The following is a 13,073-nucleotide window of genomic DNA, read 5'->3' as shown; positions in this document are numbered from 1 at the left end:
TTTTATCCTCCGTTTCTGATATTGAATGCTTCTATCACTTCGCAGGTGTAAGCTATGTCCTCATCGGTATGAGCGTCGCTTACGAACATTGCTTCAAACTGCGATGGTGCCGCATAAATGCCGTTCCCGAGCAGGTGCCTGTAAAAGGCAGCGTACCTGTCCGTGCCGCAGGTCTTTGCCGTGACGAAGTCCGTGACCCGATTCTCGGTGAAAAATACCGTCATCAGCGAGCCTGCACGGTTGACGTTGAAGCCGCTGTCCCTCAGCGTGCGTTCGAGACGGGCGCTTTTCCGTCCGAGACGGTCATAGATATCCTTGTCCTCTTCGAGCCTTCTGAGCTGTGCGTTGCCTGCCGCCACCGCGACGGGATTGCCCGAGAGCGTCCCTGCCTGATAGACCGAGCCGACGGGAGCCACACACTCCATCACCTCGCGTTTTCCGCCGTATGCGGCAAGAGGCATACCGCCACCGACTATCTTTCCGAGCGCGGTCAGGTCGGGCGTTATCCCGAACAAGCCCTGCGCTCCCCCGAGCCCGAGCCTGAAACCCGTTATCACCTCGTCGAAGATGAGCAGACTGTCGTGCTCCGCGGTGATATCCCGCAGACCTTGCAGGAAACCATCCTTCGGGAGCACAACCCCCATGTTCGCCGCGACGGGCTCAACGATGACCGCCGCGATGTCATCGCCGTACTGTTTAAAAAGCCTTTTCACAGCGGTAAGGTCGTTGTAGGGCGCAAGCAGGGTATAGTCGGTGATGCCCTTCGGAACGCCCGCGCTGTCGGGGAGCGCTCCCGTGAGCAGCCCCGAGCCGCCCTTGACGAGCAGACCGTCGGAGTGACCGTGATAGCAGCCCTCGAACTTCAGGATGCGATTGCGCGACGTATATCCGCGTGCTGCACGAACCGCGCTCATCACCGCTTCTGTCCCCGAGCTGACCAGGCGAACCATCTCCACCGAGGGGACATTTCGGCAGATGCGTTCGGCAAGCTCTATCTCGCCTGCGTGACACGCGCCGTAGGTCAGCCCCCTTTCGCACGCCGAAGTCACCGCCGAGATGATATCGGGGTGTGCGTGCCCGAGAATGTTCGGCCCCCACGAGCAGACGTAGTCGATAAAGCTGTTTTGATCGGCATCGAAAATGCGGCTGCCCTCAGCGCGGTCGATGAACAGCGGAACGCACCCGACGTTTTTACACGCACGGACGGGGCTGTTCACCCCTCCCGGCATGAGGCCGAGCGCTCTTTCGTAGAGCCTTGCGGAAGTTTCAGTGTTCATCGCTGCTCCTCCAGCCATTTCGCGGCGTCAAGGGCGTGATAGGTGATGATGATATCCGCACCCGCACGCCTTATCGAGGTGAGGTTTTCGAGCACGATGCGTTTTTCGTCGATCCAGCCTGCCTGCGCCGCAGCTTTTACCATCGAGTATTCGCCGCTGACATTGTAAGCCGCGATGGGCAGCCCGAAGCGTTCCCTTGCCCTGCTCAGAACGTCAAGGTAGGCAAGCGCAGGCTTCACCATCACGATGTCGGCGCCCTCGGAGATGTCATCCTCGATCTCGCGGAGAGCCTCCCTGCCGTTGGCGGGATCCATCTGGTAGCTGCGCCTGTCTCCGAAGCAGGGCGCTGAATCGGCAGCGTCCCGGAAAGGGGAGTAGTAGCCCGACGCGAATTTCGCGCTGTAGGACATGATCGGGACATTTTTCAGCCCTTCTTCGTCGAGGGCTTCCCGTATCGCCGCAACTCTGCCGTCCATCATATCCGACGGTGCGATGATATCCGCGCCTGCCTTCGCGAAGCTGACCGCAGCCCTTGCAAGCAGCGGCAGCGTTTCGTCGTTAAGTATCTCGCTGCCGTGAACTACTCCGCAGTGACCGTGATCGGTGTATTCGCAGAGACACACGTCGGCGATCACGAGCAGTTCGGGGTAGTTGTTCCTGATGAAGCGTATCGCCTGCTGAGTCACGCCGTTTTCATCGTAAGCGGAGGTCGCCAGCGCGTCCTTGTGCTTCGGGATGCCGAAGAGCAGCACTCCTGCTATCCCCGAGTCACTGGCCTCGCCGATCACCTCGCCGAGCCTGTCGGGAGAATATCTGAACACCCCGGGCATCGAGTCGATGGGGGCTTTTATGCCGCTGCCTTCCTCGACAAACACGGGGTAGATGAGCGATGAAACGCCGATCGAGGTCTCGCGCACGAGACTCCGCAGGCGTTCGTCCGACCTCAGCCGTCTGAATCTTTTCATTGTATTTCCTCCATGATCGCTTTTATTATCCCCTCGGCAGACCGCTCTTCTGCGGTGATGACCCTGTTTGATGAGCAGGCTCTGAAAGCGTCTGCCGTCAGCTCGCCGATGCAGACCGCCGTCGTTTTCGGGCTGAGACTGCTGCTGCTGAAAAAGCACTCCACCCCCGAGGGGCTTGCGAACACGATGAAGTCGGTGCGTATCTCGCCGACGGTGCTTTCTCCGTCAACGTCATATATCCGAAGGTCGGCGAAGGGGATGTTGTTTTCGGCGAGTATATCGGTGAGCGTCTGCGAACCTCTTTTGGCACGCAGGATGAGCACTCTGCCCCTCTCGTTTCGTGAAACGATCTCTCGCGCAAGCATTTCTCCGCTGCCTGCCGAGACAAGCGAGGGGATGAGTCCGAAGGAGCGCAGATATTCATCAGCCGCGCCGCCCGACACCGCTATCCCGATACTGCCGAGACTGCGGATGTCCAGCTCCAGTGCCCTCATCCTTCCGAGAAATATCTTCGCACCGCAGACACTGGTGAACATGAGCAGACTGTAGCTGCCGATATTTTTCAGAGCGGTATCGAGCGCCGTGGTATCGGCGGCATGTGCGTGCAGGACTGCCGCTGTACGCACCGACGCGCCGAGCCCCGACAGTCCTGCCGTCAGCTTCTGCACGAAATGCTCTGTCCCTGTGACGGCGACCGTGACCCCGTGGAGCGGCAGCTGTTCCGTTCCCGAAAGCTCGTATGCCGCAGTTTTCCCGACCACGAAAACAGCAGGTGTTTCAAGTCTTGCGGCGGTCACTTTTGCGGCAATATCCGAAAGACAGCCGCGGATCGTGGTCTGTTCGGGGGAGCCTGCCTTCGAGATGACTGCGGCAGGAGTTTCGGAAGGCATACCTCCGTCGGTGAGCGAACCTGCGATCTTCCAAATATTCGACAGCCCCATCAGAAATACCAGAGTGCCGTCAAGGAAAGCGTACTTCGACGCGTTTTGCAGCCCCTCCGCGGTGTGGGCGGTTATCACATGGAAGCTGCGCGCCGTACCCCTGTGGGTAACAGGTATGCCCGCAAGCTCGGGCGCGGCTATGCAGGAGGATACCCCCGGCACGACCGAGTAGGGGATATGGTTCCGTTCGAGGATCAGCGCTTCCTCGCCGCCCCTTCCGAAAACGAAAGGGTCGCCGCCCTTGAGCCGCACGACGGTTTTCCCCTCCGAGGCTTTTTTCACAAGTATCTCGTTGATCTTTTCCTGAGACTCGCTGTGCCTGCCTGCGCGTTTCCCGACCGCGACCTTTTCGGCACGGGGAGCCTCGATAAGTATTTCGGGGTCGATAAGTGCGTCGTACACCACCGTGTCACAGCGGTTCAGCAGAGCCTGCGCTTTGAGCGTTAAAAGCTCTCTGCCGCCGCAGCCTGCTCCCACAAGATAGACCATTCCGTTCACAGCTGTTTCACCAGACCTTCCGCAAGCTCACGATACTCATTCACGTCGCCCTCTGCCGTCACCGAAGCACCGCCGTTGCTGACCGACAGAACGAGCCTGCCGTCCTTAACATAAGAATACGCCCCGATCGGCTGCGAACAGTCGCCGCCCAGCAGCTCCAGCACATACCTTTCGGTATTGAAGCTGACGAACGTTTCGGCGTCGTTTACTCTGTCGAGTATCTCCGTCAGCTCACCTGCGCGGCTCTCGGCTGCGATTATCGCCTGACACGGCGCAGGCAGGAATCTGTCGGCAGGTAGTATCTCGCAGCCGAGTTCGCTGTCGTCGATAGTCAGCAGCCCCAGACGTTCGAGCCCCGCCGCCGCGAGGATTATAGCGTCGTATTTCCCTGAGCGCAGTTTTTCGATACGGGTGTCAATGTTGCCCCGAATATCCAGAAACCGCGGTACTGTCGCTGGAAAGAGCCGCGTGAATCCCGACCGCCTTCTGACGCTCGATGTGCCTATCTTCGGGTTCCTGAAGGTGTAGTCGATGCCCTTGCGGTAGATTATGACATCCCTCGGGTCAGCGCGTCTGAGCACGCAGCGGATCTCGTTCCCTGCGAGGAGCGCGGTCGGCAGATCCTTTGCGCTGTGAACGGCAAGGTCTATATCGCCCTCGGCGAGCGCTTTTTCTATCTCAGCCGCGAACACTCCCGCGCCGCCAAGCTCTGCGATCGGCTTTTCCTTAACTATATCGCCTTTGGTCTTTATGACCACTGTCTCACATTCGATGTCGGGAAAACGAGATCTGACGGCAGTCTTTACAAGCTCGGTCTGTGCGAGTGCGAGCCTGCTCCCGCGCGTGCCGATCCTTATCTTATTTATCATGCTTTATCCTTTCGATGATATCGCTTATTGTCTGTTCATCGGGCGGCGTTTCGGATGAAAAATACAGCCCGAGGATCTGCTCTGCCGCCTTTGCCCTGCCGCTCTCGCTGTCAAGCTCGGTCAGGATACGTTTGCGAGCCTTTTTGATGAACTTTTCGGCTGAAAGTGTGCGCTCGTCAAGCAGCATCTCGACCCTTTCACGAAGGTATTTCGAGAAGGACGGCGCACTGCCTGAGCTGCTTATCCCCACCGAGATATCTCCCCTCAGTATCAGCGACGGGAAGATAAATCCGCAGTATTGCAGGTCGTCAACGCAGTTGATGAGTATCCCGCGCTCGGTGCAGAGCCTGCTGACATGATGGTTGAGCTGTCTGTCGTCAGACGCGGCTATGCAGAGAAACACTCCGTCAAGGTCGCTGCCGCGAAAGGGACGGCGCACAGCTTTGACCCCGAGCCCTTCGAGCTCGGGGCAGATATTCGGCGCTACGACGGTGACGGCAGGCTCGTATGCCGACAGCTTCCGAGCCTTGCGGAGCGCCACCTTTCCGCCGCCGACAATAAGGCATTTCTTATCCTTGATGTCGATAAAAAAAGGAAAATAACCCATGTCACATCTCCGTAAGTATGTTCAGCACCGACTCGAACCCCGAAGCGTCGAGCCCTTTTTTCAGCGCAAAAACGATCCCCCGCGGATCTGTACTCATAAGCTCCTCGGCGGATCTCAGATAGGGTTCGTTCCAGTGAAAGAGCAGCTCTTTCAGAAGGCGGTCGGTCTCACGGCTTATCATCAGCGCGGCTGCACGGGCGCTGTCCTCCCTTGCGGTGTTGTTTTGCTTCGCGAGCCTGCCGATATCATCGATGCCGATGAGCTGCGAGCCCTCATAGCCGCTGAGACTTCGGTCAATGTCAGCAGGGACAGCAAGGTCGATATACGTCCTTTTTCCGCTGATGCCGTGCGACTTGATATCATGAAGCGTCACCGTGTAGTGAGGGCTCGAAGTTGCGCTTATCACACAGCCGCAGGCGGCTATCTCGCGGTATCTGTCGTCGTAGTCCACCACGTTCACTCTCTTGTCGAGGCAGATATCCGTCCCGTGATTCCGAGAGGTCGCCGATACCGTGACGTTTTTGTGCGCAAGCAGATTTTTCAGAACGGAAGAGCCGATGCTGCCGCTTGCACCGATCACCAGCACCCTGACATTCTCCCCGAGAGCCGCCGCCGTATTTGCCGCGATGGTCGCGGTGGAGATGGGTATCTGTGAGATGAATGTCTCCGACCGTATCTTCCTGCCGCAGGCAAGGGCACTCTGAAAGCAGCGGTTCAGCTCATAACCTGCCGAACCGCATGATACCGCGAGCTTGTAGGCATTCCGTGTCTGGTGAAGTATCTCGTCCTCACCGAGCACCATGGAATTTATCCCGCCCGCAACGTTGAAAAGATGAGTCACCGCTGCTTCATTAAGGTAAACGTCGGTATGCGGCAGCAGCTCCTCGGAGGATACGCCGCTGAACTCGGACAGCAGCCCGACAGCGGAGGCCTTGCCGTCACCGCAGTAGTAGACCTCGGTTCTGCTGCAAGTGCAGAGTATCACGCTTTGCAGTCCCGTGTCGGTCAGCCGCCCGAGCATGGTGCGGAGAATATCCTCCGCGAATGCGAGCCGCCCCCGAAGCGCTGCCGACGCTGTCCGATAGCTGATGCTCACACACCCTATCTCAGAAACATTCCGCATCGTCACACTTCCTTCGGGGCGGTGTCATCAGAGCAGTTTCCTGACAGCATCATCGACCTTGTCTTTTTCGGTGAACAGAGCGGTGGAGTAGTACCTGTCACCGCTGTCGGGCAGCAGCACCACGATGGTCTTGCCCTTGTTTTCGGGACGCTTTGCCAGCTGTATACCTGCATAGAGCGCCGCACCCGAAGAAATGCCCACAAGTATGCCTTCCTTCGCCGCCGCGATCTTTGAGGTCGAAAATGCATCCTCATTATCGACTGCGATTATCTCGTTGTAGATCTTCTCGTTGAGCGTTTTCGGAACAAATCCCGCGCCGATGCCCTGTATCTTGTGAGGACCTGCCGTACCCTTTGAGAGAACGGGCGAACCCGACGGCTCCACCGCTATGATCTTCACCTTGGGGTCACGGGACTTGAGGTATTCGCCCACACCGCTTATGGTTCCGCCTGTGCCGACGCCTGCCACGAAGTAGTCTACCTTTCCGTCGGTATCCGCCCAGATCTCGGGGCCTGTGGTCTGCTTGTGTATCTCGGGATTTGCAGGGTTCTCAAACTGCTCGGGGATGAAGCTGTTTTCTATCTCCTCCGCGAGTTCGGAAGCCTTTGCGATTGCGCCCTTCATTCCCTTCGGTCCCGCGGTGAGGACTATCTCGGCTCCGTAGGCTTTGAGGATGTTCCTGCGTTCAACGCTCATAGTTTCGGGCATGGTCAGGATGACGCGGTAGCCCTTCACAGCCGCTATCGAAGCAAGCCCGATGCCCGTGTTTCCCGAAGTCGGCTCGATAATGACCGTGTCCTTGTTCAGCCTGCCGTTCTTCTCGGCGTCCTCGATCATCGCCTTTGCGATCCTGTCCTTGACGCTGCCTGCGGGATTGAGATACTCCAGCTTCAGGACGAGCTTCGCCTCAAGTCCGAGTGCTTCTTCGATCCTTTTTGCCTCGATGAGGGGGGTGTTGCCGATAAGTTCCGCTGCGCTGTCATAGATCTTTGACATAATATTTTCCTCCGTTCCTGATATATCCCTCTGCCGTTCCCGACGGGGATATCATATCTGAAAATCGTAGTTCGGCGGCATCCTGTATTTCGCAGGCGTGAGCCCGAACTTTTTTGTGAACAGCCGTGAGAAGTAGCTGTTGTCCTTGTAACCGAGCCGCTGAGCGACCTCAGTGATGCTGAGGTCGGTGTTCGTCAGCAGGCGTGCCGCTCTTTTGAGCTTTACTGTGTTTATGTATTCGACAAACCGTATCCCGGTCTGAGCAAGAAATACCGTGCTGAGATATGTGGTGTTGATGTGCAGCTGTGCCGACAGGGTCTTCTGCCGCAGGTCGCTCTCGGGATAGTTGAGGATGGTGCTGATGACCGTTTCGAGCTGTTCGTTGTGGTGAGGGTAAAGCTCGCAGAAGTCGGTGAACAGCGAGCTGATCTTTTCAGTGCTCAGATCGAAAAGATCGCGGGCAGGCTGTTTCGGCGTTGATTCGCATATCCCGCCGATATACAGTTCGAGCCAGCGGTATCTGTCGGAGAGCTCCTGACGGATATTCCTGTAGAACCTGTCGAGCTTGTCGGACAGGACGGTCAGCTCCTTGGTCTCGGCGAGAAGCTCCTGCAATATGCTCTGAAAGTGGCTGTAGAACCCCTTGTCGCGTTTGTAGAAATGCTCTTTCAGCTGTTCAAGAGCGACCATGTCCCTGATCTCGCCGACCTCAAGCTCGTTTTCGGCGCGGGTCAGCATGGAGTGTATCTGTGAAAGGTCGAAGGGGAGCGTGATATAGTCGTAGGCTCCGAAAATTATCCCCTGCCTTGCGATCTCGAAGTCGCCCTCACGACTGCACAGCACGACGCGGAGCTTCTTCACGCGGCGTGTTCTCTGAAGTATCTCCAGACCTGTCTCCGTGTCTGCGATTATCAGCTCGTACCCGAAAAGCTCGCCCTCGGAAATACAGCCCGTGTTTTCCGATATCTCGAAGCAGTTCGCCGTCTTCCAGACGCTGAGAGAGCGCAGTTCTCTTTCAAGCACAGGGTCGTCCATAAGCATTATGACACGATACACTGCGCTACCCCCTTTTTTAAGCATACCGTTATTAACTATTCCGATAAAGATATATAAAATTGTTTTATAGCAAAAATATATGATTATATATTTTCTGTATAGCATTATACACCGAGTACTATCAATTGTCAAACAAAAAATTCGATAACGTTGTCACGGGATCGGTTGGTCATATCTTATCCGTTCTGATCTTTTCAGAGGTCTCTATCTGAACTATCTTGCCGTTCTGGATTATAAGACTCACCGAACCGAATCTGATCCGCCTGAGATAATTTGTCAGCAGTTCAAAGATCTCGTCGGGGATCTCGGGAGCCTCATTTTTCTTTTCGGACATTTGTGTCACCTCGCAATTATCTGGAAAATTTAGTGTATTATAGCATGAGAATTATTTTACTGTCAATGGGAAAAAATTTTATATTTTTTTGGCTTATGTATGCAAAACAGGCTGAAATATGTGATTTTCTCAATTCATATCTGAAAAGTAGGGATAATACACACAAAAATATTTTTGCATTGTACAGAGCTACTGTTCAAATATACAAAATAAAAAAAATCTATTGACAAACGTAAAGGAATAAAATATAATTATAGCACAACAATTTTATTTCTGATAATTCCTATCGAATTACAAGACGATGCTGACCGGACAACCGGAGGCTGTATCTGACGGAGGATCATCCGCCAAGTACAGCCTTTTTTGTTTTTTGAGAAAGGGTGAGGTATCATGCGCATCCCGGGAGGGTCGGCGGGCGGGCTGATCCGCTGTTGAAGTTTTGTTTGCAGTAAAGTATGGAAAGAAAAGTATGAGAAAAGAGGTCATTGACATGAAAAAGAAAATGAGGATCGCAGCAGCACTGCTTACGCCTGTGATCGCGGCGGCGGCGCTTTCGTCCTGCGGTGATTCGGGCTCGGCAGAGAACAAGGACGGCACAATAACTCTCACGAACGTCTCCTACGACCCGACAAGAGAGCTCTACGCCGCATACAACAAAGCCTTCGCAAAGCACTACAAGGAAAAGACAGGCAAGGACATCACCATCACTCAGTCTCACGGCGGTTCGGGCAAGCAGGCTCTTGAGGTCGCAAACGGTCTCGAAGCCGATGTGGTGACTCTCGCACTGGAGTACGACGTTAAGGAAGTCCAGAAGGCAGGGCTTATCGAGGACGGGTGGATCAGTGAATTCCCCAACGATTCCGCACCCTATACCTCGACCATCGTCTTTCTCGTGAGAAAGGGCAACCCCAAGAACATCCACGACTGGGACGACCTGATAAGGGACGACATCGGCATCATCACCCCCAACCCCAAGACTTCGGGCGGTGCAAGATGGAATTATCTTGCGGCATGGGCGTATGCCGAGAAGCTCTACAACAACGACGAGGCTCAGGTGAAGGAGTTCATCAAGAAGCTGTTCGGCAACGTGCTCGTTCTCGACTCGGGTGCGAGAGGCGCTACCACCACCTTCGTTGAGAACGGACAGGGCGATGTTCTGCTGGCGTGGGAGAATGAGGCGTATCTTTCGCTCAAGGACGCTCCCGACGACTATGAGATAATCTCGCCCAGCATCTCGATACTGGCACAGCCTTCGGTAGCGATAGTTGACGAGGTCGTTGATGACAGAGGTTCAAGGGAAGCCGCTGAGGAATATCTGAACTACCTGTATTCGGACGAAGCCCAGAGGATCGAGGGAGATAATTACTACCGTCCCACCAACCCCGATATCCTCAAGGAGTACAGCGGCGTTTTCGATCTTGATATGGTGCTTGTGACCATCAACGATTTCGGCGGCTGGGATGAAGCCTTCGCAAAGCACTTTGCGGACGGCGGCGTGTTCGACCAGATCTACGAAGACAACTGATACACATATCAACATTTGGAGAGAAGTTATGAAAGAAAAGGGCAAAAGAGTTATACCCGGTCTCGGGCTCTCGCTGGGAGTTACCATCACTATGCTGAGCGTTATCGTGATAATACCCTTAGCTTCGCTGGCAGTCTTTACTGCAAGGCTCACACCGGGTAAATTTATAGACGTCATCACAAACAGAAGGGTGCTCGCCGCTTTTGAGGTGAGCTTCATCACGGCGTTCATCGCGTCGCTGATAAATGCTGTGATGGGTGTGATACTCGCGTGGGTCCTCGTGAGATATGAGTTCCCGGGGCGCAGGATCATCGACGGCATGATAGAGCTTCCCTTCGCGCTGCCGACTGCCGTTGCAGGCATATCGCTGACAGCGCTGACCTCAGACAAGGGCTGGATAGGCAGGATATTCGACCACATAGGAGTAAAGATAGCGTATACCAGAATAGGTATAACCTTTGCCCTTGTGTTCGTGGGGATACCCTTTGTCGTCAGAGCTGTTCAGCCCGTGCTCGAAAAGCTCGACGGCTCTTACGAAGAAGCGGCAGGAGTCATGGGTGCGAGCCGGGCGGTCATATTCCGCAAGGTGATCTTCCCAGAGATAAGACCTGCGGTGTTCACGGGCTTCGGGCTTGCGCTGGGACGCTGCATCGGAGAGTACGGCAGCGTTGTATTCATCGCGGGTAATCAGCCCTACAAGACAGAGATAACCCCCCTCATCATTATGGCAAAGCTACAGGAATATGATTACGCCAGCGCATCGGCGATAGCGCTCGTGATGCTGGTGTTCTCATTCACCTTGCTCTTTGCGGTGAATCTGATACAGGTGAGGAACACAAAGATACTGAAAGGAGGAAGGTAGTATGGCAGAAGCGGTTTTATCCCCCGTAAAGCAGAGACCCGAAAAAAAGCGCAGGACATCATCGTCCGACAGCGCACGGACAGCACGCCCCGACCTTATCCATGAGGACGGCGCAGGTTCAAAGGCAGTAAGGTTATTTCTCATCGGGCTGAGCTTTCTGTTCATTTTCGTCATGATGATACTGCCGCTGGCGACGGTCATCAAGGAAGCATTAAAGCAGGGCTGGGCAGCGTATCAGGCTGCCGTCACTGATGAGTATACCAAGAGCGCGATAATGCTCACGCTTCTTGCGACCTTCTCGGCACTTGCGATAAACACGGTATTCGGGCTGTTCGCCGCGTGGGCGATAACGAAGTTCCATTTCAAGGGAAAGAAGCTGCTCACAACGCTCATCGACATCCCCGTCACGGTATCTCCTATAATCGCAGGACTTATCTTTGTGCTGGTGTTCGGCAGGCAGAGTTTTCTGTACCCTTATCTGAAGGACGCCGGGATACAGATCGTCTATGCAGTACCCGGAGTTATCTTAGCGACGGTCTTCGTGACCTTCCCGTTCATTTCGAGGGAGCTGATACCCGTGCTCGAAGCGCAGGGTACAGATGAGGAGGAAGCTGCCGCACTGATGGGTGCGAGCGGCTGGTCGATCTTCACGAAGGTGACGTTCCCGCATATCAAGTGGGCGTTTCTCTACGGAGTGGTGCTGTGTACCGCAAGAGCGATGGGAGAATTCGGCGCGGTATCGGTGCTCTCGGGGCATCTTAGAGGAAAGACCAACACACTTCCGCTGTATGTCGAGGTGCTGTTCCAGGGATTTGAATGGGTGCCTGCATTCGCGGTATCTTCGATACTGGTGATAATGGCGGTGGTCATCCTCGTTGCAAGAAATATCTTCGAGCATAACGCAAAGACCGGATCGGGAGGTGTCTGATTTATGGCATATGTAGAGCTGAAAAACATTAACAAAAGCTACGGCGATTTCAAGGCCTCGGATGATGTCAGCTTCGGCATCGAAAAGGGAAAGCTCATCGGTCTGCTGGGTCCCTCGGGAAGCGGAAAAACGACCATCCTGAGGATGATAGCAGGTCTTGAGACCCCCGACAGCGGCGATATCATCATCGACGGCAAGGTGGTCAACGGCATCCCCGCAAGCAAGCGGGGGATAGGCTTCGTGTTCCAGAATTACGCGCTGTTTCGGTATATGACGGTGTTCGATAACGTGGCGTTCGGGCTGAAATACGGGCCTTACGCACAGAAGGACAAAAAGTATATCCAGACCCGCGTCAACGAGCTTCTCGAACTGGTGGGTCTTGCAGGACTCGGAAGCAGGTACCCCAGTCAGCTGTCGGGCGGTCAGAGACAGCGAGTGGCTTTCGCAAGGGCGCTTGCCCCGAATCCCTATCTGCTCCTGCTGGATGAGCCCTTTGCCGCGATTGACGCAAAGGTCAGACAGGAACTGCGCAGCTGGCTAAAGCAGATAATCGAAAAACTCGGCATCACCAGCATTTTTGTAACTCACGATCAGGATGAGGCGATCGAGGTCGCCGACGAGATAATCATCACCAACAACGGCAGGATCGAGCAGATGGGCACGCCCATCGAGATCTACCGCGACCCTCAGACGGCATTCACCGCCGCGTTCTTCGGGCAGACGGGGTATCTTGAGGACTACAGGCAGTTCAAGTGCTTTGAACCTGTGGGCAGCATCGACAAGGCGATAGTCCGTCCCGAGTTCGTAAAGCTGACCAAGAAAAACGAGTATCAGAAGTTCAAGTCGTCGGCAGAGGAGGCAACGGTCGAGCGGGTGTCCTTCCGAGGGAACTACATCGAAGTGGGGGTTGAATCCCACGGTTCGCATTTTGTTGCGAGGAGAGAGCTTGAGCAGGAGCTTGTCAGCGTGGGAGAAAAGGTCGATGTGTTCATCTACCGCATCTTCGTCACGAAGGACAACAAGGCTTACCTGCTCAAAAACAGCTCGCTCAGAGAAGAATCTGTGGTCATCTGACCGATTGGAGTTTACTAT

13 protein-coding genes are annotated in these 13,073 nt (G+C 55.0%); 4 read left to right on the top strand and 9 right to left on the bottom strand.

Translation table 11 applies throughout. The features are described 5' to 3' along the window. Window positions 1-2: 2 nt before the first annotated feature. The 9 genes from hemL to BT142_RS03280 form a co-directional block, all read right to left on the bottom strand. Window positions 3-1,277: a glutamate-1-semialdehyde 2,1-aminomutase gene (gene hemL, locus BT142_RS03320; RefSeq protein ID WP_072416790.1), complete on the bottom strand. Its 1,275-nt coding sequence runs from the start codon at window positions 1,275-1,277 to the stop codon at window positions 3-5. Continuing rightward, window positions 1,274-2,242, bottom strand: a complete 969-nt coding sequence (hemB, locus tag BT142_RS03315; protein WP_072416789.1) for a porphobilinogen synthase — start codon at window positions 2,240-2,242, stop codon at window positions 1,274-1,276. The genes hemL and hemB overlap by 4 nt, the downstream gene beginning before the upstream one ends. Continuing rightward, entirely contained in the window at window positions 2,239-3,672 is a 1,434-nt protein-coding gene (gene cobA, locus BT142_RS03310) for a uroporphyrinogen-III C-methyltransferase (RefSeq protein ID WP_072416788.1), read from the bottom strand. Before cobA ends, hemB begins: the two co-directional genes overlap by 4 nt. Window positions 3,673-3,677: 5 nt before the next feature. Beyond that, window positions 3,678-4,550, bottom strand: coding sequence for a hydroxymethylbilane synthase (gene hemC, locus BT142_RS03305; protein ID WP_072416787.1), 873 nt, complete (start codon window positions 4,548-4,550; stop codon window positions 3,678-3,680). After that, complete coding sequence (locus tag BT142_RS03300) at window positions 4,540-5,157, bottom strand: precorrin-2 dehydrogenase/sirohydrochlorin ferrochelatase family protein (protein ID WP_072416786.1); 618 nt, start codon at window positions 5,155-5,157, stop codon at window positions 4,540-4,542. Before BT142_RS03300 ends, hemC begins: the two co-directional genes overlap by 11 nt. Before the next feature lies 1 nt (window position 5,158). Next, complete coding sequence (locus BT142_RS03295; protein WP_072416785.1) at window positions 5,159-6,280, bottom strand: glutamyl-tRNA reductase; 1,122 nt, start codon at window positions 6,278-6,280, stop codon at window positions 5,159-5,161. A 27-nt stretch (window positions 6,281-6,307) separates the two neighbouring features. Next, complete coding sequence (cysK, locus tag BT142_RS03290) at window positions 6,308-7,276, bottom strand: cysteine synthase A (protein ID WP_072416784.1); 969 nt, start codon at window positions 7,274-7,276, stop codon at window positions 6,308-6,310. 51 nt (window positions 7,277-7,327) lie between these two features. After that, window positions 7,328-8,332, bottom strand: coding sequence for a helix-turn-helix domain-containing protein (locus BT142_RS03285; RefSeq protein WP_175444882.1), 1,005 nt, complete (start codon window positions 8,330-8,332; stop codon window positions 7,328-7,330). 169 nt (window positions 8,333-8,501) lie between these two features. Next, on the bottom strand, window positions 8,502-8,666 hold the full coding sequence (locus tag BT142_RS03280) for a YezD family protein (RefSeq protein ID WP_084659306.1): 165 nt from the start codon (window positions 8,664-8,666) through the stop codon (window positions 8,502-8,504). Between the two features lie 490 nt (window positions 8,667-9,156). Here BT142_RS03280 and BT142_RS03275 point away from each other — a divergent pair, with 490 nt between their 5' ends. The 4 genes from BT142_RS03275 to BT142_RS03260 are packed head-to-tail and all read left to right on the top strand — an operon-like array spanning window position 9,157 to window position 13,055. Then, complete coding sequence (locus tag BT142_RS03275; protein ID WP_084659323.1) at window positions 9,157-10,191, top strand: sulfate ABC transporter substrate-binding protein; 1,035 nt, start codon at window positions 9,157-9,159, stop codon at window positions 10,189-10,191. Window positions 10,192-10,219: 28 nt separating this feature from the next. Beyond that, window positions 10,220-11,053 carry a sulfate ABC transporter permease subunit CysT gene (gene cysT, locus BT142_RS03270; RefSeq protein ID WP_072416782.1) on the top strand — a complete coding sequence of 278 codons (834 nt, stop codon included), beginning with the start codon at window positions 10,220-10,222 and terminating at the stop codon, window positions 11,051-11,053. A gap of 1 nt (window position 11,054) precedes the next feature. Beyond that, entirely contained in the window at window positions 11,055-11,981 is a 927-nt protein-coding gene (gene cysW / locus BT142_RS03265; protein ID WP_084659305.1) for a sulfate ABC transporter permease subunit CysW, read from the top strand. A 3-nt stretch (window positions 11,982-11,984) separates the two neighbouring features. Then, window positions 11,985-13,055, top strand: coding sequence for an ABC transporter ATP-binding protein (locus tag BT142_RS03260; RefSeq protein WP_072416781.1), 1,071 nt, complete (start codon window positions 11,985-11,987; stop codon window positions 13,053-13,055). Window positions 13,056-13,073 lie beyond the last annotated feature (18 nt).

It is taken from the genome of Ruminococcus sp. YE71 (assembly GCF_900119155.1).
In the GTDB taxonomy this organism is placed as follows: domain Bacteria; phylum Bacillota; class Clostridia; order Oscillospirales; family Ruminococcaceae; genus YE71.
Note: the sequence above shows the minus strand (reverse complement) of the source record. Positions and strands in the feature narration are given on the sequence as shown.